The organism is Mycolicibacterium fluoranthenivorans, from assembly GCF_011758805.1.
GTDB classification, from domain to species: Bacteria; Actinomycetota; Actinomycetes; order Mycobacteriales; family Mycobacteriaceae; genus Mycobacterium; species Mycobacterium fluoranthenivorans.
In genome coordinates this window covers 3443380-3466401 of the sequence record NZ_JAANOW010000001.1, presented here as the reverse complement: position 1 = coordinate 3466401, position 23022 = coordinate 3443380, and the positions used below count along the sequence as shown (strand labels likewise).

Below are 23022 nucleotides of genomic sequence, written 5' to 3'. Positions count from 1 at the left end.
ACTGAAGGGGCGTATCCGCGTGTCGGCCGCGGAATCGCGGTGCGGCGGAATACTCACCGGCCACGGGTCGTCGTAGCCCTCATGACCAGAGCTGTGCAGTTCGATCGGTACGGAGACGTCGACGTCCTGGAGGTTCGCGAGGTGCCCCGGCCCGAGCCCGGCCCGGGCGAAGTGCTTGTCGAGGTCAAGGCGGCGGGTATCAATCCGGGCGAGGCGATGATCCGCAGGGGCTTCCTGCACGACATCTGGCCGGCGACGTTCCCCTCGGGTGAGGGGAGCGATCTGGCCGGAGTGATCGTCGAATTGGGTCACCGAGGCGAGCGAAGCGACGGGACACGCAGCGGTGTCACCGAGTTCGCCGTGGGTGACGAAGTCCTCGGGTTCTCGATGCGACGGTCCAGCCACGCTGAGTACGTGACGGTGCCCGCCGATCAGCTCACGGCCAAGCCGGCCGGCGTGTCCTGGGAGGTGGCCGGATCACTGTATGTCGCCGGATCCACCGCCTACGCCGCCGTCGGGTCGGTCGCTCTGAAAGCCGGGGAGACCGTGGCCATCGCGGGCGCGGCCGGTGGTGTCGGCAGTATCGCCGTGCAGTTGGCGGCCCGGACCGGGGCGAGGGTGCTCGGTATCGCGGGACCGGCCAACGACGACTGGCTGCGTAAGCATGGTGCGACTCCGGTGAACTACGGCGACGGTCTGGCGGACCGGCTGCGGGCCGCAGCAGAGCCGGGCCGGGTGGACGCGTTCCTCGACTTCTTCGGCGGCGGCTACGTCGCGCTCGCCGTGGACGAGCTGGGCGTCCCGCGCGAACGGGTGGACACCGTCATCGATTTCGCGGCGATCGAGCAGTTCGGTGTCCTCGGCGTCGGCAGTGCCGAGGCCAGCACCGCCGCGGTGATGGCCGAACTCGCCGCGGCGGTGGCATCCGGCGAGCTCGAGGTCCCGATCGCGAAGGTGTACCCGCTGGCCGAGGTCCGCGCGGCATATCGCGATCTGGAGGAGCGGCACACCCGCGGCAAGCTGGTGCTGCGCCCGTGAACCCCCTCGATGGCAAGGTCGTGGCGATCACCGGGGCCAGTAGTGGGATCGGGGCAGCCACGGCCCGGCTGCTGGCGCGACGCGGGGCCCGGGTGGTGCTGGGTGCGCGCCGCGTCGATCTGCTGACGGCCCTGCAGGATTCGCTGCGGGCCGACGGCGCCGACGTGGTGTACGTGGCCGTCGACGTGACGCGGCCCGAGGACGTCGAGCGGCTGGTCGCGGCGGCGGTGCAGCATTTCGGCCGACTCGATGTGTTCGTGAGCAACGCCGGGATCGCGTCGCTCGGCCCGCTGGCCGACGGCGACCTCAGCGCGTGGTCGGCCATGATCGATGTGAATCTGCGGGGGGTGCTCAACGGGATCGCGGCGGCGATGCCGGTGTTCCTGCGCCAGGGTCACGGCGACTTCGTCACGACGGTCTCGACGGCGGGGTTGAAGATCGTGCCGAACATGGGTGTCTACGCCGCGACCAAGAATGCGGTGCGCACGGTGCTGGAGGCGTTGCGCCAGGAGTCCACCGACGGGGTGGTCCGGACGACCGGCATCTCGCCGGGCTACGTCCGCACCGAACTCGGTGGGCCGGACCGTGATCCCGAAATCGGTTCCCGGATGGCGGCGATGGCGATCGCCCCGGAGGCGGTGGCTCGGGCGGTCGCGTTCGCGATCGAGCAGCCCCGGGATGTCGAGATCGGCGAGATCACCATCCGTCCGACCGTCCAGAACTGATCAGACAAAAGCAGGGAGCCTGCCGCTCGGGGGGTTGCGGCAGGCTCCCTGTGGTTCTGGTGTGTTACGTGGCGGCTTGCGCCCCGAGCACACGCTGGATGTCCGGCTTCATCATCTGAAGCTGCTGACCCCAGTACGCCCAGGTGTGCGTCCCGTTGGGCGGGAAGTTGAACACGCCGTTGGTGCCGCCTGCGGCGATGTAGCGATCGCGGAAGGTGACGTTGGTGCGCAGCGTGAAGCCTTCGAGGAACTGCGCCGCCATCAGGTTCGCGCCGTTGGCTCCGGCGTCGAGATCCGACGGGGTTCCGGTACCGCAGTAGATCCAGATACGGGTGTTGTTGGCGACCAGCTGGTTGATGTTGACCATCGGGTCGTTGCGACGCCAGGCCGGATCAGAGGCCGGGCCCCACATGCTCTCGGCGTTGAATCCACCGGCGTCGTTCATGGCCAGCCCGATCAGCATCGGCCACCAACCCTCGGATGGGTTGAGGAAGCCCGACAACGTGCCCGCGTAGATGAACTGCTGCGGATGGTAGATCGCGTAGGTCAGGGCAGCGCTGCCCGCCATCGACAGGCCGACCACGGCGTTGCCGGTGCGCGACACACCCTTGTTGGCCTCCAGGTAAGCCGGCAGTTCCTGAGTCAGGAACGTCTCCCACTTGTAGGTGTAGTTCTGCCCGTTGCCCTTGGACGGCTGGTACCAGTCGGTGTAGAAGCTGGACTGGCCGCCGACCGGCATGATCGTCGACAGGCCGGACTGGTAGTACCACTCGAAGGCCGGGGTGTTGATATCCCAGCCGTTGTAGTCGTCCTGGGCGCGCAGACCGTCGAGCAGGTATACCGCGTGCGGCCCGCCGCCCTGGAACTGGATACGGATATCGCGGCCCATGGATGCCGAGGGCACGTCGAGATACTCGACGGGAAGGCCCGGCCGCGAGAATGCTCCTGCCGTCGCCGAACCCCCCGCGAAGCCGATCAGCCCGGGCAGTGCGGCGACGGTCGCGGCGACCACCGCCGCTCGACGGAGCCACTCTCCACGAATCTTTCTGATGAACTTCATAACGGCAACCAACCCACCTTTCCTCTTGCGTGTCCCGTCCGGGACCCAAAGCAATTGCCGCTGCTTTTTCTTCGTCGGTAGTGAATCACGCGCCCCAAATGCCACACGTGTAACACGGCCGCGTCGTGATATCGCGGTTGGCTAACGATTGAGACTCAGCCCTGAGACCTCGCCGTGATCCGCCGTGATCTGGCCGGTGGTCCGCTCGAGTCGGTGGCCAGGATATCGGCGATACATGTTGCACACCAATGCATTTCGGCCATTCTTAGGCCGATACCGGTGGCCGAGCCGACCGCTACGGCACCGGGTGCAGCGTCACCCGGCGGCCAGTTCACTGCGGCTCGACGATGACCCATCCGTGCGGCGGAACCACCAGATCGGCAACGTGCTCCGGCGGTGGGGCGCCGGAGCCGGCGGTGATCCGGCCGGGCCGAGGCAAGGCGACCGGCAACGGATCGTCGCCGATATTGAGCGCCACCGTCAGCTCGTGGCCGTCTGCGACGGTCCGGTACACGTAACCGGTGTTGCTCACCTCGACCGCTTCGGTGTGCGCGGTGTGCAGCCAGGACTGGCGGCGCCGCAATCCGATCAGATATTGGTGCAGTTGCAGGATGTCGTTGTCACCGGTCGGCCGCTGGTCGAATTCGGGGCGGACCGCGTCATCGCCGCCCACCCGTTCCTCCTTGACCGCGCGCCATCCCCATTCGTCGCCGGCGTAGATGCTCGGCGTGCCCCCGGTGGTGAGCAGCAGCACGAGCGCGTGCTCCAGATGCCGGGAATCGTCGAGCCGGCTGGCGATCCGGGTCACGTCGTGGTTGCCGACGAAGGTGAGCGGCACGAAGGTGTCCAGGAAGTCGTTGTGGCGTTGCAGCGCCCAGTCCAGTTCGTGGAAGTTGCCGTCGTTCAGGCTGCTCCAGATCGCCTTCCACAGTTCGTATTGGGTGACGGAGTCGAACCCGGCGGACCGCACCTGTGCCGGATAGTCGCCGTGGATCACCTCGCCCACGAACCAGGCCTGTGGGTGGCGTTCGCGGACGGCTGGCAGCACCGAAGCCCAGAACCGTTCGGGCACGGCGTAGGCGGCGTCCAGTCGCCAGCCATCGGCGCCACGGTCCAGCCAGTGCGCCATCACCTCGACGGTGTAGTCGACGACGTCGGGGTTGCCGTGGTTGAGCGCGATCAGCTCGCCGTGCCCCTCGAAGGTGGCGAAACCGTCGCGCGCCCTGCGGAACCAGGCGGTGTCGCCACCGTCGAGTGCCGCCCGGTACCGCGGGAAGTCGGTGCCGACGTGATTGAAGACCCCGTCGAGCAGGATCCGGAGCCCGCGCCGATGGCATTCTTCGACGAGCCGGTCGAAATCGTCCTCCACGCCCAGACGCGGATCGATGCGGTAGTGGTCGGTGGTGTCGTAACCGTGGGTGCGGGAGGCGAACACCGGACCGAGCGCGATACCCGAGCAGCCGAGTTCGACAGCGTGGTCCAGCCATTCGACGATGCGCAGCAGACGATGCTCGTCCGGTGGTGGTGGCGGGTCGGCGGGAAAGGCGCCGACAAACCCCAGCGGGTAGATCTGCCACCAGATCGCGTGTGTCACCCAGTCCGGATCGGTCATGGCGTGAACTTCGCTTCGTAGAGCGCACGCATGCGGTCGGTGAGTTCACCGGCAGGACCGTCGGTGACGATGCCGGGGGCCACGGTGGTGATGGGCAGCGGTGCGACCGGCGAGGGCGGGGTGCCCCACTCGGTGCACCACCGGCTCAGTTGCGCGGCCGAGGCGGCGTACACGATCCGCCCGAGCCCGACCCAGGCGTGCGCGGCCGCGCACATCGGGCAGTGCTCGCCGGAGGTGTAGACGGTTGCGGCGCGGCGTTGCTCGGATGTCAGATGGTCGACGGCCCATCGGGCGATCGCGAACTCCGGGTGCTGGGTGGCGTCACCGTCCTTGACGCGGTTGCGATCCTCGAAGACGGTCTGCCCGGTGCCGTCAACCAGGATCGAACCGAAGGGTTCGTCGCCGTCATCGAGTGCCGCCGCGGCGAGTTCGACGCAGCGGCGCAGGCATTCGAGGTCTCGCGCGCTGATCGCCACGCCTCGGAGCCTACTCAACCCGGGTGCGGTGCCCGCGGTGCAGCAGCTTCGCCGGATCCCAGGGCGGCGGCCGGCGACGATTGCGGGTCAGCGGATAGCAGGCCAACCCGATCAGCAGGGCGCTGGCATGTCCGATCGGCGTGAACTGCGGGTTCAGGGCGACCGCGAGCCCGAACGTCGACACCGCCGCCACGAGGTAGAACCACCGCCACGGCCGCACGACGTGATAGGTGAGGACGCCGATCAGACCCACGAGGAAGTAGCTGACCCCGATATCCCTGGCGTCGATGTACCGGGGTGACACCATCGCCTCCTGGATGGTCCAGTACAGATAGCCCTCGCTGAGGTAGGTGGACCCGATGTGGGCGAGCATCCCGACGGTGAACCAGCGCAGGGGGCCGAGCCAACGCTCGGCGGGGGCGACGAAGGCGGCGAACAGCAGCAGATACGGCCACCAATGGTGGCCGTCAATCCACAGCAGGCTGGTGAACAGCACCCGCAACGGATCGCCGGCCAGATGGTGCAGGTTGGTCGAGCGCGCCTGCAGGAACCGGTGCAGCGCGTGCTGGCTGAGGCTGTGCTGAATCACCGTGGTGATCAGCAGCACCATCAACCAGGAGAAGGTGAAGGGTGCGCTCAATACGAAGCGGCGCAGGCGGTGACCGGCTAGGTCTGACGGCATACCTGCGGGACGGTCTCGAACGCCGCAGCGGAGCCCCAACACCAGGCTGCGTAGGCGGCGGCAACCGCGACGCGATCGATGTCTCGTTGGGATCCGCCGGCTGAGCGGACCGATTCCGCGACGGCGAATTTGATGATGTCGACCAGAGCGGACAACGGCTCGTCCGACACAGGTGTGGACCTCGTCGTGGCTATGGACACTGTTCCCCCAAACGGCGAAGGGCCGTCGCGCAGTCGCCCCGTTGCGAGGCGCGAAACCCCTGCCTGCCCAACACCTTAGTACCGTGACGTGCCCGCGCGCACGGGACGCGCCTCAGCGGCAGCAGTCTTCCTCACTTGTTACCGCACCGAGACGGCATGCACACGACGCGTTAACCGGGACATCGGTGCGCGCCCGCGCCAGGTCGAGCTGGCGTCCGATGATCGTGGCTTCGGCGTCACGGCCCAGTCGCTGCAGGCATTCGTGGTAGCCGTGCAGGCTCCACACGTTGCCGGGATGCTGGCAGGACCGGCGCAGGGTGTCGTCCAATCCCAGATCGGCCGCATACGCCGCGGCCGCTTCCTCGACACGGCCCTGCTCCAGCAGTAAGGCGCCGTAGGCGTGCCGGGTCGGCTGCATCCAGCCCCACGGTTCGTCGTAGGGCAGGGCGTCGTCGAGGGCGATCGCCGTCCTCAGGTGCGCGAAGGCCTCGTCGAAATGCCCTTCGCGGTAGGAGATTTCGCCGTCCAGCATGGCCACGGCGATGGCCAGGATGTCGCGGCTGGTGTTGTTGAACAGATAGCGCGTCTCCGGGATGCCGGCGTACGCGGCGGCCAGTGCCTCGCGTTCGGCATACGCCTGGGCGAGCTGCCCCTTGGCGGCGTGCGCGACACCGCGGCCGTAGTGGATGGTGGCCGTGGTGGTGCAGTAGAGCCGCGGGTCCTCGGGCAGTGCGGTGGCGATCAGTTCGTCCCAGCGTCCGAACCGGACCAGTACGTGGACGCGCAGCGGCACGAACGCCTCCAGCCAGTCGGCCATCGGCGGGGATTCGATGGCCAGCAGCTCCGGGGTCAGCTGACCCGACAGTTCGTCGGCCGCATCGAGAGCCACCCGGGACTGCCCCTCGAACATCGCCGAGTACACGACGAAATGCAGGTCGTGCGCCCGGTACAGGGAGTAGAAGTTCAGCGGGCCCTCGCGCTGCACGAAGCGCCGGTCGGCCCGCACCGCGGCCTGGTTGGCCACGATCGAGGCGCGGTAGTCACCGCACAGCACGTCGATGTGACTCGGCATGTGTTGCAGGTGGCCGGCGTCGGGCACCAGACCGCGCAGCAGATCGGCGGCGGGCAGCGCGTCCTCGGGGTGCGCCGACATCTCGCACGCGTGCAGGTAGAGGTGCAGCACGCCCGGATGGGCCCGTCCGGCCGGTGTGGTCAGGGCATCGCCCAGGATTCGGGTGGCCTCCAGTACCCGCGAGCCCGGTGCCGGATCTCCGGTTGCGCTGTCCCACAGCGCCCATGCGGTGACGTTGAGCAGTGCGTCGGCCGCCAGCGCCGCGACGTCGATATCGCCGGGGTGCTCCGCGGCGACGCGGGCCATCGCATCGGCGTAGGCGTCGTGGCCGGCCGCCAGCGCCTCGGTGTCCTGCGGATCGTCGGTGGGGAAGCGCACGGCCAGCGCGTCGATCAGGGCGCGTTCCACCGTGGAGGCGCGGGCGGTGCCGGCACGGGCGAGCTCGGCGCGGGCCCGGTCCAACGAGGTGGCCAGATCGACCGGGTCGAAAGCCTCCCAGGCCTTGTTGTAGTTGGGGCCGACCGCGTAGGCGATGCCCCAGCGGGCGATGGCCAGCTCGGGATCGAGTGCCAGCGCCCGCTCGAAACAGTGCACGGCTTCCTCGTGGTTGAACGCGTAGGCCCAGACCATGCCGCGGTCGAACCACACCTGGGCTTCCGGTTCGGGGGAGTCGACCTGCCGGTGGTAGGTCCCCAGGTCGTAGTACGGCTCGATGGCTGTGCTCATGGCACGCACGTTAATTGAGCGGGGGCCGCGGCGAGAAGCGTTGCGCGTAGGCGTGAGGCGAACCGGCCGGCCTGCGACTAGCGTGGCCCCGTGATCAGATGTGTCCGGTTGTGGACCGGTGACGACGGTGGCTCCCACGTGGAGGTGGGAACTCTGGACATGACGCCCGGCCGCAATGCCGACCTGGTGTCGGTGGCGATGTCGGCCGCACACGTCACCGTCGAGGAGACCGCGGGCGGCGGGTCACTTGCCTGGCACACCGCGCCCGTGCGCCAGCTGGTGGTGACGCTGGCGGGCACGCTGCGGTTCTGCACCCGTGACGGCGAGGAGTTCACGCTGGCTCCCGGCGACGTGTTGCTGGCCGAGGATACGACGGGCTCGGGCCACCAGTGGGAACTGATCGACGGTGACCCGTGGCGCCGGATGTACGTCGTGCTCGCGCCCGGCACCGAGGTCCCGTTCGTCGCCGCCCCTCGCTAGTGGCCGGCGACGATATCGGCCTCGTCGACCTCGACGGGATCTTTCGCGCCGGGCAGGAAGTGGTAGATCGCGCACACCACGCCGAAGAACAGATAGCCCAGGGCGACTTGTGGATTGGCGGCCCAGGCCACCTGCGGCGCGTGGATCAGCCCGATGAAGGACAGCGCCGCACCGACCACCGAGGCGATCGCCGCGTAGAGGAATTTCTTCTCCAGGATGAACGTCACCATCGTGCCCAGGATCAGGCCCACCAGCACCGCACCCTCGCCGAGGGTCAACAGGCCGTCGTAGACGACACCCGCACCGTTGAGTGCCTCCAACCCGACCTTCGATGCGGATGTGCCCGCCGCGTTGAGGGCGTTGTCGACCAGCCCGCTGGCCCATTGCGCGAGGTTGGGCAGGATGGCCGCGACGACGGCGACGGCGTGCAGTCGCGGCACCGCCTGGAACGCCTGCGCGCCGATCAGCAGACCGATGTACAGCAGGATCGGCACGATCGCCGGAACCGGTAACAGCGCATCCAGCACCCCGAAGAGCCCGAGGAAGCAGAAGATACCGATCACCACGCCGCTGGCCAGCGAGTACCCGGCGCGGCCGCCGGCGTCCTTCCAGCCGGGGTGGCCGATGTAGACCGCGGGCGGGAACGGCGAACCGAACGCCGACCCGATGACCGCACCGGCACCGTCGGCGAGCAGCACACTGCGCAGGTTGTAGTTGTCACCCGCGGCGGCGGCGCTCTCGACGTTGCTCATCGCCTCGGTGAAGTTGTAGACGCCCAGCGGTATCGCGGTGCCCAGCAGCGGGGCCAGATGCGACAGGCCGGAGAACAGCATGTCCACTCGCAGGTCGGGGACGCCGATGGCGATATCCGAAACCGCCTGTCCCACATCGGGTGCCGACATGAACCCGCCGATCCACCCGATCGCGGTGCCGACCAGCAGGGCGGCCAGGCCGACGGGGATGCCGAACGGCAGCTTCATATCGGTGAAGAAGCCGACGAGGATGATCGCCATGACCGGCAGGCCGATCCAGGCCGCCTCCCACATCTGTGCGGCGGGCCGCATGGAGATGAAGGTGATCGAGATACCGGCCAGCGTGCCGAGCATCGCGGCACGGGGGGTCAGTTTGCGGATGTAGGGGCCGACGAATGCGCCGATCATCACGATGACGCCGATCATGAACGCCCACGCCAGCCCGGCTTCCCAGGCCGCCATCGCGTTCTTGGTGTTCAGGTACACCGGGAGCATCACCACGAAGACGACGATGAACATATGCGGCACACTGGGGCCGTACGGCAAAGCCGTGACATCGGTTCGGTTTTCGCGCTTGGCCAGCCGGCGGGCCAGGAACGTGTAGTACAGATTGCCCAGAATCAAGGCCACGCCCAGCGCGGGCAGGATGGTGCCCAGCACGTCACCCGGCGGCACCTTGACGACACCGATCATCAAGCCGGTCAGCGTCAGGACGTTGACCAGGATGTTGAATCCGAGTCCGAAGAATGCGTTGGTGTCGCCTCGCGTCCACCAGGGGATGGACAACCTCGGCTGGGCCTTTTCGGCGGGGGGATCGGAGCTGGCGGGGGGATCGGTGACGTCGGTGGACATGGCTGGATCCTTTCGGCGGACGCTCAGGCGGCGTTCGTGGTGAGTTGTTGCAACGCGGGAATGACCGCAGCGGTGTCGGCGACCCACCCGAAAATGCCCCCCTGGGCCTTGATCATCTCCAGCCCCACCCGCTGGAACTCCGGGAAATACGAACCGACGCAGTCGGATACCACCAGGCACTCGTAACCGCGGTCGTTGGCTTCGCGGGTCGTGGTGTGCACGCACACCTCCGTCGTGACACCGGTGACGAGCAGCTGCGTGATACCGGCGGCGGTCAGTACGTCCTGGAGTTCGGTGGCGTAGAACGCCCCCTTGCCCGGCTTGTCGATCACCACTTCGCCCTCGATCGGGGCCAGTTCGTCGACGATGTCGTGGCCGTACTCGCCGCGGATGAGGATGCGTCCGTACTTGCCGGGATCGCCGATGCGCTTCGACGGGGCGCCGCGCGTCAGCTTGGCGGGTGGACAATCCGACAGATCGGGCCGGTGGCCTTCTCTGGTGTGGATCACCAGGATTCCCGCCTCGCGGGCCGCGGCGATCAGCGCGGCCAGTGGGGGGACCACCTTGAGCAGCTGATCCACGTCATTGCCCAGGCTCTCACCGAAGCCGCCGGGCAGCAGGAAATCCCGTTGCATGTCGATGACGACAAGGGCGGTCTGCCCTGGTACCAGTGAGAAGGCTGACGGTTCAGCGGGGACGGGGACGGTCATACCTGCTCCTTTACCGCGGAATCGGCCGCCGCGGCGGCGGCCCGGGGCTCATCGAGGATCTGGGCGGCCAGCGTCAAGGCCGTGTCATCGGAGAGTGCGTTGCCCAGCAACATCGCGCTGTAGGGCCGCCCGTCGCTGGTCACGCCGAGCGGCACGGCAACGCCCAGCAGATCGAGCAGATTGCCGAAATGCGTGTAGTGACCGAGCATCGTGTTGCAGTCGATGGGTCGGTCGAGCACCTGCTCGACGGTGAAGGTGGTGCCGATGGTGGGGACCACCAGGATGTCCATGTGCTGCCACAGCCGGGCCACCTCGGCCTTGAGATCCTGCAGCTTCTGCAACGCGGCGAACGCATCCACCGCGGTGTAGGTGAGCCCACTGCGGAAGATCTCGCGGACCACGGGGTGGATCGAATCCGGTTTCTCGGCAAGGAAATCGCCGAATTCGACCAGTCGCTCGGCCACCCACGGCCCCTGATACAGCAACGCCCCCGCCGCCAGGAACGGCGCGAGTGACACCTCGACGATGACGGCCTGACGTTCCAGCTGTTCCCGGAACCCCAGATGCGCCGCGCGCATCGCGTCGTCGCCGAAGAACTCCAACTCGGCCACCGGCGGCAGTCCGACCCGGATGGGGCCGCCCGCGTACCGCGGCCCGCGGTCCCGGTACCACGAGTCGGCGTCGTCGCGTGCCGCCATCACGTCGAAAACGCGGTCCACATCGTCGATGCAGCCGGCCATCACGCTCAGGCAGTCCAGGGACTTGCAGGCCGGCACCAGACCGACGGTGCTGATCAGTCCCCGCGAGGGTTTGAAGCCCACCACGCCGTTGAGGGCGGCGGGCACCCGGCCCGACCCCGCGGTGTCGGTGGCCACGGCGAACGGCACCTGCCCCAGCGCGACGGCCAGCGCGGATCCCGAGCTGGAGCCGCCCGAGATGAGTTCTCCGCCGAAGACGCTGCGGGGCACCGTATACGGGGTGCGGGTGCCGTTGAGGCCGGTGGCGAACTGGTCCAGATTGGTCTTCCCGACGTACAACGCCCCCGCGTCCAGCAGTCGCTGCACGGCCGGTGCGGTGGTCTCGGGGATATAGGCGTAGTCCGGGCAGGACAGTGTCGTGGGTACCCCGGCGACGTCGATACTGTCTTTGACCCCGAAGGGGACGCCGTACAGCGGCAAGGTCCGTGCCCCTGGCCGGCTCTCGATCGCGGCCGCGGCGGCCAGCAGTTCGTCACGGGGAACGGTGGACAACCAGGTTCCGTCATCCCCGCGTGCGGCGATGGCGTCGGCGACTCGTGTCGCGGTCTTGACCGGGGAACCGGTGCCGCCGGCATGCGAATCGAGAATCTCGGCGATCGATGGCCCGATCGACGGACCCCTGCTGATCCCCTGGTCGCCGCGTACATCTGAACCCATGAATGTCGATTGTCGACAGAATGATGGCGATCGCGGTACGCGCGTGTGTCGATCGTGTTAGCGATGTTCGGGGAGATCGGCGGGGAGATTCAGGTACCTCAGGTGTCCGTGGTCCTCCAGCGCGGCGATCACCGTGGCGGCGTCGTTGGACTCGAGTGCGGTGAGGATGGCCCGGTGCCGTTCGATCCCGTCGCCGGCGCGGTGGTGGCGGGCCTCCTCGCGCATGTTCATCGCCATCGGCAGCTGCAGCTTCAGCAGGATCGGCGCCAGGACGATGTCGAGTTGCCGGTTCGCCGCCAGCCCGACCACGGCGGCGTGGAAACGGCGATGAGCGTCGTCGCGGTCCAGTGCCGTCCGCGCACAGGTCATTTCGCGGAGGGCGTGGCGCACCGGCTCCAGTTCCGACACCGGGTCGGCGAGCGGCATGGCCATCTCGATGGCGTGCCGCTCCAGCACATGGCGCAACGCGAACAGCTGAAGGATATCGGCCGGTGACCAGTCGGTGACCCGTGATCCGCGCCGGGGGAGGTGCTCGACCAGACCTTGTTGTGCCAGCAGCCGCAGGGCCTCGCGCAGCGGGGCGCGGCTGATGCCGAGATCGGCGCACAGCTGCTCTTCGACGATCTTCTCGCCGGGGCCCAACGTCCCGCTGAGGATGGCGTCACGCAGCCGGTTGCCCGCGACATCGACGAGCGTCGCAGGCAACTTCTGCCTCGGTCCGTCCACCCGGGGTGCCGCCATGCCACGCCATCGTAGGAACTTTTGCCGGCGAGTGCGTCGTGCAAGCTCGACACCACACCTAGAACATGTTCTAGTTCTCCCATGCTGGACTTCACACTCGAGGACCTCAGTGCCGAGGACGTCGAGCGCTTGCGCACCGTCTACCGGCCACTGACCGAGGCCGTCCGCGACCTCATCGATGCCACGATCAGGTCCGAGGTGGACGCCGATGCGGTGGCCGAGGCGAAGACGCAGATCGACGCGGCGACCGCGACGCTGCGCAGCCGTCAACTCGACGGCCCGTTCGGTGTCCGATTCACCGCACACGGCGACCGGATGCCATGGGGTAACGCGGTGATCGGGCTGCGCAACCCGATCGCTCCGCCGTTGTCGGTACAACGGGACGAGACCGGCGGGGTGTTCGCCGACTTCGAACTCGGTGCGCCCTACGAGGGGCCGCCGGGGCACGTGCACGGCGGTGTGGCCGCGATGCTGCTCGACCACATCCTCGGCGAGGTGGCCAGCCCGGCCACCAGTCCGCGGCTCACCGGCACCATCACGGTCCGGTATCTGCGGCCCACCCCGCTAGGACGGCTGCACGCCGAGGCCGGGATCGTGCGGACCGAGGGGGTCAAGACGTTCGCAGCCGGAATCATCGCGGACGCGCAGGGCCCCACCGTCGAGGCCGAGGGTGTGTTCATTCGGCCGAAGTGGGCCAGGGATGAGCAGCTGACTGACCCACCGGTCTGACATGGGCGATATCCACCACCACCTGGGTGATGGTGGCCAATTCGCCGACCAGCACGCGGGCGGGGCCGTCATCGGAGCTGAGCAGCGGGGCGGTGTCGCGTACCGCGACGGCAGCGGCGGCGAGTTGCTCGGCATCCACCCGCCAGGGCGCCGCCGGCGTCGCCGGATTGCCCATCAGAGCTTTGACGTAACCGTCTATGGCACTGGTGAATTCACGGTTGAGGGTGGGTGACGGATGCGAGGGCAGAGTTGATTCCAGAGTGGCGCAACTGGTGGTGACGGCGTTGAGCGAGGCGCGGTAGGTGCGCAACCACCGTCGAATCTCGGGATCATCGGTGCGGGTCGCACCGGCGGCGGCCTCGAAAGCGGTGCGCGCGCTGGCCGCTCGCTGCCACGCGGCCGACAGCATTTCGGCGGGATGGTCGAGGTCGTGGACGAAAGCCTTGATCACCGTGGCTGCGTAATCGATTTCGGTCTTCAGCAATTCACCGGCCCGCTGGTGCAGTCGCACGAGGGCGCTGTCGGGCAGGCAGACATGCACGATCACCGCCAGCGCGCCGCCGATGATGGTCGCGAACCAGCGCTGTTCGACCGTACTGGTGTCGACCCCGCCGCTCACGTCCAGCAGGAAGATGATCGCGGCCGCCAGGGCGGCGCTGACCACGAGGTAACCGAAGTCCGCTGCCAGGTAGGCGATTCCCAGAAACACCACCGCCAGTGCCACCGAGGCCAGCCCGCCCGGGTGCAGTAGTGCGGTGAATGAGGAGGCGGCGACCACGCCGATTGCGGTGCCGGTGATCCGGCCGATGCACCGGGTATAGGTGTGCGCAGTCTCCGGGCGCAGCACCATGAGGACCGTGACCGCGATCCAGTAACCGTATTCGGCGCCGGCCGCGCGGCCCATCGTCACCCCGGCGGTCGCGGCGATCGTCAGCCGCATGGCGTGCCGAAGGATGGGGGACCGCCAGCTCAGTTGCGCACGGATCAGGCCGGCCGCCACGGCCCAGGAATGTGGAAGCCCGGGCCGACGCAGTGGGGCGATCTGTTCGGGCTCGAACAGGCCGAGATGCAGCTCGACGGCCTCCGACAGCTGGTGCGAAAGCCGTTGGGCGACAATTCGGGTCGCCCCGCTGAGCTGCTCGGCCGCCGCGTCCACCCGTGCCAGCGCCGGACCGATCTGACGTCGCGGCGCGCGCTGGGCGATGAGATCGAGGAGGTCGGCGCCGGCCTGCAGCACGTCGGCGGCGGCCCCGTCCCGGGGCCCCTCACGACCGAGTGCGGTGAGTGTCACCATGATCCGCTCCGGCAACCCGTACCAGCCGCGGTAGGCCGGTGGTCGGAGTCGGGCCTGGGACTCGCTGAGCGTGAACGCCTCCCGCAGCCGGATCAACGGCTGCCGGTCCACCTGTGCCCCCGGGTCCGATGCCAATCGGGTGGCGTCGGCGCCGAGCGAGCGGTACGCGAGGGCAAGCGCCTCCCGCTGGTCGCGCCATCGGCGTTGCGGCCAGAGCGCGATCAGCACCCCTTGAGCCAGTCCGCCGACCAGAGCCAGGCCACTCGCGGTCGACACCGTGGTGAGGCTGTCCGCCGTGGGTGAGGCGGTGACCAGCAGGATTGCCGCACCCGAGGCCACCATTCCGGCATTGGCGCTCAGCGCCCACTGCATGCCGGCCGTGAAGCACCACGCGGCGACCACCGCGAGGAACGCCGGTGTCCAGGCGGAGCTGAGTCCGCCGGCGGCCACCGCCAGGGCCATTTCCACCGACACGGCGACGACCAGTGGCAACCGGCTGCGCGGACTGTCCTGCAGGGCGGTCGCACCGGCCATGGCCGCGGCGCCCCCGGCGGCGATGGCGGCTCCCGGCGAGCCGAGGTAGAGCGCAACGGCGGTCACCCCCAGCACGCCGAGCAGGCTGCGCACCACGGCGCCGAACTCGTAGAGCGTCAGCCCCAGGGGCCTACCCTTCGCCACCTGTTCATTGTCGTCCTCCGGGTGGCCCACCGGGGGTAACTGAGGCGTTCCCGGAATCGCGTCCTGACCGCGACCTGATCCGGCCCTATCTCGTCTCGGCGGTTGTTACTTTCGGGGAGTGGAAAAGGTGATGGTCACGTTGCGGCGGGCCGAAGCGGATGAGCAATGGTGTCGGCGATTGCGGACCGGGGTGGCATCGGCGTTGTCCGAGCTGCACCTGCCCGGCCTGACCGTCAACGTCAGGGATGACGCCGTCCGGGCCTCGCTGATGACGCTCACCACGCTGGATCCACCGGTGGCCGCGGTCGTGAGCATCTGGACCCACCAGTACTACGGCGCGGCCGTCACTGCGGCCCTCGAGCTGCTGGCACCCGAATGTGATCATCTGGCAGCGTATTTGGTGACCGAGTCGGTGCCCCTGCCCGGACCGACGGGGCCGCCGAGTGCGCGCACCCCCGGCTTGGCCAACGTGGCGCTGCTGCGCAGACCCGCCGACCTGGACCAGGCCACGTGGCTCACTCGATGGCATATCGACCACACCCCGGTGGCCATCGCCACCCAGGCCACGTTCGGCTACACCCAGAACACGGTGGTGCGGCCCCTTACCGCTGGTGCACCTCGGATCGACGCCATCGTCGAGGAACTGTTCCCGATCGAGGCGGTGTCCGACCTGCACGCGTTCTTCGGTGCGGCCGACGATGCCGATCTCGGGGACCGGATGGGGAAGATGGCGGCCAGCGTGGCACGGTTCGGCGCAGACCGAGATATCGACACGGTGCCCACCAGCCGGTACCCGCTGTGGGGCCCGGTGGATACGCTACGGGCGTGACATTATTGATCTCCGATGACAACCGGGTGCGCACGCTCACCCTGAACCGGCCCGAAGCGCTCAACGCCTTCAGCGAGGCGCTGTACGACGCCACCACCGAGGCGCTGTTGGCAGCAGCAGACGACCCCGAGGTGTCGGTCGTGCTGCTGACCGGAGCGGGTCGCGCCTTCAGTGCGGGCAATGACCTGGTGGAGATGCAGAAGCTGGTCACCGACCCCGACTACAAGCCGGGCAAGTACGGTTTCCGCGGCATGATCGAGGCGCTCGCCGCGTTTCCGAAACCGTTCATCTGTGCGGTCAACGGCGTCGGGCTGGGTATCGGCACGACCATCCTCGGCTACGCGGATCTGGCGTTCATGTCGTCCACGGCGCGGCTGAAGTGCCCGTTCACCAGCCTCGGCGTGCCGCCCGAGGCCGCCTCGTCGTACCTGCTGCCGCGGCTGATCGGCAGGCAGAACGCGGCATGGCTGCTGTTGTCCTCGGAGTGGATCGATGCGGCCGAAGCGCAGCGAATGGGGTTGGTGTTCAAGGTCTGTGAGCCCGAGGACCTCCTGGCCGAGGCGCGCAGGCACGCCGAGGTGCTGGCCTCGCGCCCGCTGGGCAGCCTGCTGGCGGTGAAGAAGACCATGCTGGAGCCGATTCGGCCGGGTATCGCCGAGGCCAGCGAACGGGAGAACGCGTTGTTCGCCGAGCTTCTCGGCCAGGCCGCCAACGTCGACGCGCTGGCCTCGTTCGTCGACAAGCGCGGCTAACTGGCCGCATGCACCGGGCACTCGCGGGAGGCCGCGAGGATCGCGCGCAGTGTGCGGCGGCAGCGTCCGCAGTCCGATCCCGCCCCACACGCGTCGGCGATCTGTTTGGACGTGGTGGCACCCGCAGCCACGGCGTCGTGGACGGCCTGGGTGGTGGCGCCGGTACACAGACAGACGAACATCGGCTCAGCTCCCGACCGTCATCAGATGGGCGAACTTTCCGACGAACAGGGAGGGGTAGGCCCCGAATCCGGCCCGGGACAACCACTCCGCGGCGGCATCGGGATGGTCGATCCAGCGGCGTGCACTGGCCTCGTTCTCGATCTCTTGCAGGATCAGCACTTCGTGTCCGTCGTCGAACGCGCGGTACACCCAGATCTTGCGGACGCCGGACTGCCGGAACCGGTCCAGGGCGCCGTGCACCTTGACCATCAGGTCCTCCGCGCTGTCCACGGTGGCGACCACGCCCACGATCACGCCGGCGACGGTTTCCCCGGCGCTGCCCGCCGCAGTGTCGAACAGGTCGATCTTCTCCACGACCTCGCCCGCGAAGACCGCCGGAATATCGTCGACGCCCGAGATGTCAAAGAGATCGAATATCGCCTGCGAACGCAGAACATCGCGTACAGAATTGGGATGGGATACGCCGATGGTCACCAGAATGCGCCCTGGTTCCCAAATCGACGTGTAGAGAACGACATGATGGGCGTCGATATTCACCAGCGATTGCTGGCGGTCTTTCAACGAATTCCACATCGACTCGGGATCGGCGACGCGATAGTCGGCGGCCAGAATAAGTGAATGCAAATGGTATTCGCTCATTTGCACACCGCCTCCGCCTCCATGGCAGCCGGCTTCCCGGCGCCGCCGTCGATCATTAGGTGAGTGTAACCTTAGTTAGGCAAGCCAGTCCATCTCTGCATCGCTGACTAGGGTTAGCCTCACCTACCGGCGACGCAAACCCGTCCGATGTCGCGCGGAATCGCCGTCGAAGCCCTCGCCCGCGTGTCTGTGCTGCACTAGATTCAAAGCGCACGGCAAGAGCAACGCTTGACCAGCCCTCAAGGTGCTTAGGAGTGATATGCAAGGCGATCCGGAAGTTCTGAAACTGCTCAACGAGCAGTTGACAAGCGAACTCACGGCGATCAATCAGTATTTTCTGCATTCGAAGATGCAGGACAATTGGGGATTCAGCGAATTAGCGCAACACACGCGCGAAGAATCCATCGAGGAAATGCACCACGCGGAATGGATCACCGACCGCATTCTGCTCCTCGACGGTCTCCCGAACTATCAGCGATTGTTCTCGCTGCGAGTCGGCCAGACGCTGCGCGAGCAGTTCGAGGCCGACCTCGCGATCGAGTACGAGGTGGTGGCCCGACTGCGGCCGGGTGTCATCATGTGCCGTGAGAAGCAGGATGCGGTGTCGGCCAAGCTTTTCGAGGACATCCTCGCCGACGAGGAGAAGCACATCGACTACCTGGAAACGCAGCTGGAGCTGATGGACAAGCTCGGCGAGGCGCTGTACTCGGCGCAGTGCGTTTCGCGTCCACCCAAGTAATCCCGATACCGACACCCGCCGGCCGCCGACACTCCGTCGGCGGCCGGCGGCGTCGAAAAACTAGAACATGTTCCAATTCTCTCTCGGCGCGCGTACGCTTCGCAGCATGAGTCGAATCGGAGATTTTGCCGACGATGACGCCGCCGCATGGGTGCGCAAATCTCCCGATATCGGGGTCGCGATGGCCGGTTTCACGAACGCGGTCTACACCAAGAACCGTCTCCCGATGCGGGTCCGCGAGCTGGCCCGGATGGTGATCGCCCTGGACAACGAATGCGTGGTGTGCCAGAACACGCGCGATTCGGATGGCATCGCCGCAGGGGTCGACGAAGATCTCTACGACCACGCCCACGAGTGGCGAAGCTGGTCCGGCTACAGCGCGCAGGAGCGGGTTGCCGCGGAGTTCGCGGAACGATTCGCGCGCGATCACACCGCCTTACGTGACGATGAGGAGTTTTGGCAGCGCTGTTCGGCCGAATTCGACGACGAACTGCTGACCGATCTGGCGCTGTCCTGTGCCATGTGGCTCGGGATGGGCCGGATGCTGCGCACCCTCGATATCGGCCAGGCTTGCAAGATCACCCTCTGATCCAGATGAGCGGTGGTGTCGCGACAGCGGTCGCCGGCGTGTTCGTCTGGCTGGGCATGGTGCTGGCGATCTCGTTTGTGGAAGCGCCACTGAAATTCCGGGCACCCGGTGTCACGCTGCCGATCGGGCTGGGAATCGGGCGGTTGGTGTTCCGTGCCCTCAACGCGGCCGAGTCGGTGCTCGGCCTGGTCGCCATTGCCGCACTCGCGCTGTCACACCCGCCGGTTGCCGCCGTCGTGGCGACCGCAACGGCGGCGGGTGCGCTGGTGGTGCAACTGATCGCCGTGCGCCCACGCCTGACCCGCCGTTCCGACGCGGTGCTGGCCGGTGCCGAGGTGCCCCGGTCGCGCGCCCATCACGCATACGTCGGGCTCGAGGTGATCAAGGTGCTCAGTCTGGTCGTCGCCGGTATCGCACTGTTGTCGCGGTGAGTACCGCGCCCACCAGGAGCAGAAGTAGCCATGGCCAACTCCCATGCTGATGTACCCAGCCGGCCACGGCGGACTGGACCCGGCCGGCCGCGGTGATCACCGGATCCGCGGGGCCCGCGCCGGAAGTGAACAACCGGATCTCGTAGACGCCGTAATACGCCACGTAGGCACCCACGACGACGAGTATCACGCCGCCGATCCTGTTGACATAGAGCACAATTCGGCGCATTCGGTCGAGTAGTGCAGAGCTGGCCAGCGCCACCGACACCGCCAGCGCCCCGACGATGAGGGCGAAACCGGCCGCGTACGCCAGGTACACCAGGGACGCGTCACGCGCGGACCCCGCCCGCGCCGCACCTGCCGTCACCGCCAGGAACGGTCCCACCGTGCACGACAGTGAGGCGAGGGCGAAACCTGCGCCGTAGCCGACCATGGACCCGATCCGGGCGGTGGGTGCCCAGCGTGCACCGGCGCCGATCGGTAAGCCCACTCGCCGGCCCAACAGCATCCAGAGGCCCAGCAACAGCAGCACCACCCCGATCGCCACCGTGGCGTAGGGGAGATAACGCTGGATGGTGGAGGCCACCGACACGGCGAGCGTGCCGAACCCCGCGAACACCACCACCACACCCAGCGTCATCGCCGCCGTGGCCCCCAGCGCCCTCCCGACGGCCCGGCCGGGGCCGCCGTCCGGCTGCACCACCAGCGCCAGGTACGCCGGCAGCATGGCGAATCCGCACGGGTTCAGGGCGGCCACCAGCCCGGCACTGAACGCCAGGCCCACGAGGTCTGGGTTCATTCGATCAGGACTTGAGCGCGGCGACCCGGTCGGAGAGTTCCTGTTCGGACATCGCCGAGGTCGGGTTGTTGACGAAAGACGAGGTGCCATCCGGCTTCACGAACAGGTAGGCGGGCTGCCACGGCACATTGAACCGGGCCCACAGGGATCCGTCGGCGTCGTTGAGGTTGGTGAAGTTGAGGTTGTACTTGGACACGAAGCCCTGCATGGCGGCCACATCTGAGCGGGCGGCCACACCGACGAACGTCACCCCGGGATTGGCCGCGGCGACGTGGCTGACATTGGGTGCTTCCTGATTGCAGAACGGGCACCACGGTGTCCAGAACCAGAGCACGGCCGGGCGGCCCTGCAAGCTGGCGCCGTTGAAGGGGCTACCCGAGAGCGTGGTCCCGGTGAACTGAAGACGGTCGTCGGCCAGGGCCGGGGGTGCGGTAACACCGAGCAGCAGCGCGGCTGCCGCGACGATGAGCGCGAGGTGGCGGATTCGAGAGGTCATACTGCATGCACGTACCCAGATACCGCCCGGTTCAGTCTCGGCAGTGTCAGATCTGGCCGGTGGCGTCGTAGATCCAGGACATATCGGCGCGGGCGAGGTCGTCCAACCACGTCGACGGCGCGAAGTTCACCAGCGCACTCATGTCCCAGTAGTCCTTCCATAGGGTGATCCGGTCGTTCTGGACGTGGTGCACGGTGACGAACCGCAGAACGGCGGTCTCGCCGGTGCGCCATTCCCAGGTCTCGGAATGCTCGTACATCACGGTGGCGCCGTCGGCGACCAGCAGCCCGTCGTGATTGACATAGGAGGCCAGTGGTTCAAGGCCGATCTTGAGCCGCTTGACGATGTCTTCGGGACCGCGCGCCGAGGCCGCGGGGCCGACCGGCATGTCGGCGTAGATGCAGTCGTCGGCCAGGTGTGACTTGACGGCGTCCCAGTCACGCTCGGACAACGCCTTCCACATCTGGCGGACGGTATCTTCAGCTGACACTGGACAATTCGCCCTTCTGCACCGGCAGCGCGGGGGCGCGGTGGGCAGCCCGCAGGAATCGCCCGGTGCGCCGGCGCCCGACCAGCTCGGTGGCCGCGCCGGCGGCGAACACCAACCGGCCACCGACGAGCACGGCGCATACGGTGTCGTCATTGCGGTTCACCATGCGGGACAGCCCGCCGTACTGTTCGACGGGTTCCTCGGCATAGGTCTCCAGCTCGGCATCCAGCCGGGCCGGATCGATGATCACGGCGTCCGCGCGGTCCCCGACGCGCAGGTGGCCGGCGTCGAGGCGGTACCAATCGGCCAGCTCACCGGTGAGTCGGTGCACCGCCGCCTCGATCGTCATGAACGGCCGGCCGGCCTTCTCGGCGTCGTACACATGCCGCAGCAGCCGCAGACCCATGTTGTAGAAGGCCATGTTGCGTAGGTGGGCCCCGGCATCGGAGAAGCCCATCTGGATCCCCGGCTCGCGGGCAAGCTTCTTGAGCACCTCGGGGCGATGGTTGGAGATGGTCGTGCGCCAGCGCAGCGCGCGGCCGTGCTCGAGCACCAGGTCGAGGAACGCGTCGACGGGGTGCACCCCGCGGTTGGTGGCCACCTGTCCGAAGGATCTGCCGATCACCGACGTATCCGGGCAGGCGACGATATCGGCGTCGAAGAAGTCACGCTGCCAAACCCGCACACCGAACTTGTTCTCGTAGTCCTTGCGGAACTGCCTGCGGTACTCGGGGTCACGCAGTAGCTCGTTGCGTTCCACCTCGTCGCGCAGATGCAAGGCGGCGGCGCCGGTACCGAACTCCTCGAAGACCACCAGGTCGATGCCGTCGGCGTACACCTCGAACGGGACCGGCAGGTGCTGCCAGCGGAAGTTGCCGCCGAGCGCGTTCACCGCCCGGGCGAGCGGGCCCAGGATCTTCACGGCGTAGGGATTGGACTTCACGTCGGCGGCCGAGAGCAGGCTGGTCTTGAGCGGGTTGCGGAACAGGCCCAGCGACTGGGCCAGCTGCGAGGCCAGATTGACCGGGTTGGCGATATCGGGGCCTGACTGCAGCACGCGTCCGCTGCGTCGTAGCAGTGACTTGAGTCGGCGTAGTTCGCGCGGTCTGGCGTAGGTGGACGGCAACGTGCGAGACCGGCACACCTCGCCGTCGATCTTGTCGAAAAGCAGTTGTTGCGAGGACATTCCGACGAATCCGGCATTGAGTGCCTCGGTCAGCATCCGCTCCATCCGGGCCTGCTCGCGCCGCGTCGGGCGCTCGGAGTGGCGGGTGGCCCGGTCCAGACCCATGATCGCGGTGCGCATATCGGAATGCCCGAGGAAGGCGGCGACATTGGGGCCCAGGGGCAGCTTCTCCAGCGCTTCGACATACCCCTCGGCGCTGTCCCAGGTCTTGTTGCCGGCGACCGCGGAGATGACGTGTTCCCGGGGGATGGCCTCCACCCGGCCGAACAGGTCACCGGCCTCCTGCCCGTCGACGTGGATGGTCGACAGCGAGCAGGAGCCCAGCATGACCGTCGTCACGCCGTGGCGCAGGGATTCGGTGAGCGCGGGGCCGCCGAGGATCTCGACGTCGTAGTGGGTGTGGATGTCGAGCATGCCGGGCAGCACCCACTTGCCGTCCGCGTCGATGACCTCGGCGCACCCGGTGGCGTCGAGCTCATCTGCGCTGACGGCCACGACGTGGCCGGCACGGATGCCGATATTGCGCACCGCCGAGGGGGCACCGGTTCCGTCGAACCAGCGGCCGCCGCGAATGATGGTGTCGAAAGTGTTGTGGGTCACGTTCACGCTCACCCCGTCATCACAACAGCGCGACCGGACGGGTGTCA

General features: G+C 67.7%; 25 protein-coding genes. 9 read left to right on the top strand and 16 right to left on the bottom strand.

Annotated features, from left to right (window positions below):
- Positions 1-81: 81 nt before the first annotated feature.
- Positions 82-1038: an NADP-dependent oxidoreductase gene (locus FHU31_RS16855; protein ID WP_167160075.1), complete on the top strand. Its 957-nt coding sequence runs from the start codon at positions 82-84 to the stop codon at positions 1036-1038.
- Positions 1035-1763, top strand: a complete 729-nt coding sequence (locus FHU31_RS16850; protein ID WP_167160073.1) for an SDR family oxidoreductase — start codon at positions 1035-1037, stop codon at positions 1761-1763. Before FHU31_RS16855 ends, FHU31_RS16850 begins: the two co-directional genes overlap by 4 nt.
- 64 nt (positions 1764-1827) lie before the next feature.
- Here FHU31_RS16850 and FHU31_RS16845 read toward each other — a convergent pair whose 3' ends face one another.
- The 5 genes from FHU31_RS16845 to FHU31_RS16825 all read right to left on the bottom strand — a co-directional run bounded on the left by FHU31_RS16845 (position 1828) and on the right by FHU31_RS16825 (position 7591).
- Positions 1828-2823, bottom strand: coding sequence for an esterase family protein (locus FHU31_RS16845; RefSeq protein WP_090360807.1), 996 nt, complete (start codon positions 2821-2823; stop codon positions 1828-1830).
- A gap of 331 nt (positions 2824-3154) precedes the next feature.
- Positions 3155-4435: an alpha-amylase family glycosyl hydrolase gene (locus FHU31_RS16840; RefSeq protein WP_167160071.1), complete on the bottom strand. Its 1281-nt coding sequence runs from the start codon at positions 4433-4435 to the stop codon at positions 3155-3157.
- Positions 4432-4911: a nucleoside deaminase gene (locus tag FHU31_RS16835; protein ID WP_167160070.1), complete on the bottom strand. Its 480-nt coding sequence runs from the start codon at positions 4909-4911 to the stop codon at positions 4432-4434. The genes FHU31_RS16840 and FHU31_RS16835 overlap by 4 nt, the downstream gene beginning before the upstream one ends.
- Positions 4912-4921: 10 nt before the next feature.
- Positions 4922-5593, bottom strand: a complete 672-nt coding sequence (locus tag FHU31_RS16830; protein WP_167160068.1) for a rhomboid-like protein — start codon at positions 5591-5593, stop codon at positions 4922-4924.
- 312 nt (positions 5594-5905) lie between these two features.
- Positions 5906-7591: a tetratricopeptide repeat protein gene (locus FHU31_RS16825; RefSeq protein WP_167160066.1), complete on the bottom strand. Its 1686-nt coding sequence runs from the start codon at positions 7589-7591 to the stop codon at positions 5906-5908.
- Positions 7592-7681: 90 nt separating this feature from the next.
- Between FHU31_RS16825 and FHU31_RS16820 the strand changes: the two genes are divergently transcribed.
- Positions 7682-8071, top strand: coding sequence for a cupin domain-containing protein (locus tag FHU31_RS16820; protein WP_167160064.1), 390 nt, complete (start codon positions 7682-7684; stop codon positions 8069-8071).
- Here the strand turns inward: FHU31_RS16820 and FHU31_RS16815 are convergent.
- From FHU31_RS16815 to FHU31_RS16800, 4 genes are read right to left on the bottom strand one after another with little or no spacing between them, the layout of a single operon-like run.
- A complete protein-coding gene (locus FHU31_RS16815) occupies positions 8068-9675 on the bottom strand; it encodes a SulP family inorganic anion transporter (protein ID WP_167160062.1) in 1608 nt (535 codons plus the stop codon). The genes FHU31_RS16820 and FHU31_RS16815 overlap by 4 nt on opposite strands.
- 23 nt (positions 9676-9698) lie before the next feature.
- A complete protein-coding gene (locus FHU31_RS16810; protein WP_167160060.1) occupies positions 9699-10385 on the bottom strand; it encodes a cysteine hydrolase family protein in 687 nt (228 codons plus the stop codon).
- Positions 10382-11800 (bottom strand): allophanate hydrolase, encoded by a 1419-nt coding sequence (locus tag FHU31_RS16805; RefSeq protein ID WP_167160058.1) that lies wholly within the window; start codon positions 11798-11800, stop codon positions 10382-10384. The genes FHU31_RS16810 and FHU31_RS16805 overlap by 4 nt, the downstream gene beginning before the upstream one ends.
- 57 nt (positions 11801-11857) lie before the next feature.
- Positions 11858-12541: a GntR family transcriptional regulator gene (locus tag FHU31_RS16800; protein WP_167160056.1), complete on the bottom strand. Its 684-nt coding sequence runs from the start codon at positions 12539-12541 to the stop codon at positions 11858-11860.
- A gap of 81 nt (positions 12542-12622) precedes the next feature.
- Here FHU31_RS16800 and FHU31_RS16795 point away from each other — a divergent pair, with 81 nt between their 5' ends.
- A complete protein-coding gene (locus FHU31_RS16795) occupies positions 12623-13270 on the top strand; it encodes a PaaI family thioesterase (protein ID WP_167160054.1) in 648 nt (215 codons plus the stop codon).
- Here FHU31_RS16795 and FHU31_RS16790 read toward each other — a convergent pair.
- The gene (locus FHU31_RS16790; protein ID WP_167160051.1) at positions 13218-15242 is read right to left on the bottom strand and encodes an FUSC family protein; all 2025 of its coding nucleotides are present in this window, start codon (positions 15240-15242) and stop codon (positions 13218-13220) included. The genes FHU31_RS16795 and FHU31_RS16790 overlap by 53 nt on opposite strands.
- Before the next feature lie 118 nt (positions 15243-15360).
- Here FHU31_RS16790 and FHU31_RS16785 point away from each other — a divergent pair, with 118 nt between their 5' ends.
- Positions 15361-16071, top strand: coding sequence for an EthD domain-containing protein (locus FHU31_RS16785; RefSeq protein WP_167160050.1), 711 nt, complete (start codon positions 15361-15363; stop codon positions 16069-16071).
- Positions 16068-16823 carry an enoyl-CoA hydratase/isomerase family protein gene (locus tag FHU31_RS16780; protein ID WP_167160048.1) on the top strand — a complete coding sequence of 252 codons (756 nt, stop codon included), beginning with the start codon at positions 16068-16070 and terminating at the stop codon, positions 16821-16823. The genes FHU31_RS16785 and FHU31_RS16780 overlap by 4 nt, the downstream gene beginning before the upstream one ends.
- Here the strand turns inward: FHU31_RS16780 and FHU31_RS16775 are convergent.
- The gene (locus FHU31_RS16775) at positions 16820-17005 is read right to left on the bottom strand and encodes a (2Fe-2S)-binding protein (protein WP_090360771.1); all 186 of its coding nucleotides are present in this window, start codon (positions 17003-17005) and stop codon (positions 16820-16822) included. The two genes, FHU31_RS16780 and FHU31_RS16775, sit on opposite strands and share 4 nt — an antisense overlap.
- A gap of 4 nt (positions 17006-17009) precedes the next feature.
- On the bottom strand, positions 17010-17645 hold the full coding sequence (locus FHU31_RS16770; protein WP_167160046.1) for a fatty-acid--CoA ligase: 636 nt from the start codon (positions 17643-17645) through the stop codon (positions 17010-17012).
- Positions 17646-17904: 259 nt separating this feature from the next.
- Here FHU31_RS16770 and bfr point away from each other — a divergent pair, with 259 nt between their 5' ends.
- From bfr to FHU31_RS16755, 3 genes are all read left to right on the top strand, one after another.
- Positions 17905-18384, top strand: a complete 480-nt coding sequence (gene bfr, locus FHU31_RS16765; protein ID WP_090360767.1) for a bacterioferritin — start codon at positions 17905-17907, stop codon at positions 18382-18384.
- 106 nt (positions 18385-18490) lie between these two features.
- Positions 18491-18973, top strand: coding sequence for a carboxymuconolactone decarboxylase family protein (locus FHU31_RS16760; protein ID WP_167160044.1), 483 nt, complete (start codon positions 18491-18493; stop codon positions 18971-18973).
- A gap of 5 nt (positions 18974-18978) precedes the next feature.
- Complete coding sequence (locus tag FHU31_RS16755) at positions 18979-19404, top strand: hypothetical protein (RefSeq protein WP_167160042.1); 426 nt, start codon at positions 18979-18981, stop codon at positions 19402-19404.
- Here the strand turns inward: FHU31_RS16755 and FHU31_RS16750 are convergent.
- The 4 genes from FHU31_RS16750 to FHU31_RS31550 are packed head-to-tail and all read right to left on the bottom strand — an operon-like array spanning position 19364 to position 22975.
- A complete protein-coding gene (locus FHU31_RS16750) occupies positions 19364-20203 on the bottom strand; it encodes a cytochrome c biogenesis CcdA family protein (protein WP_167160039.1) in 840 nt (279 codons plus the stop codon). The genes FHU31_RS16755 and FHU31_RS16750 overlap by 41 nt on opposite strands.
- A gap of 4 nt (positions 20204-20207) precedes the next feature.
- Entirely contained in the window at positions 20208-20699 is a 492-nt protein-coding gene (gene dsbE, locus FHU31_RS16745; RefSeq protein ID WP_167160037.1) for a disulfide bond-forming protein DsbE, read from the bottom strand.
- Positions 20700-20745: 46 nt separating this feature from the next.
- Positions 20746-21162 carry a limonene-1,2-epoxide hydrolase family protein gene (locus FHU31_RS16740; RefSeq protein WP_234901207.1) on the bottom strand — a complete coding sequence of 139 codons (417 nt, stop codon included), beginning with the start codon at positions 21160-21162 and terminating at the stop codon, positions 20746-20748.
- 16 nt (positions 21163-21178) lie between these two features.
- Entirely contained in the window at positions 21179-22975 is a 1797-nt protein-coding gene (locus tag FHU31_RS31550; protein WP_167161105.1) for an N-acyl-D-amino-acid deacylase family protein, read from the bottom strand.
- Positions 22976-23022 lie beyond the last annotated feature (47 nt).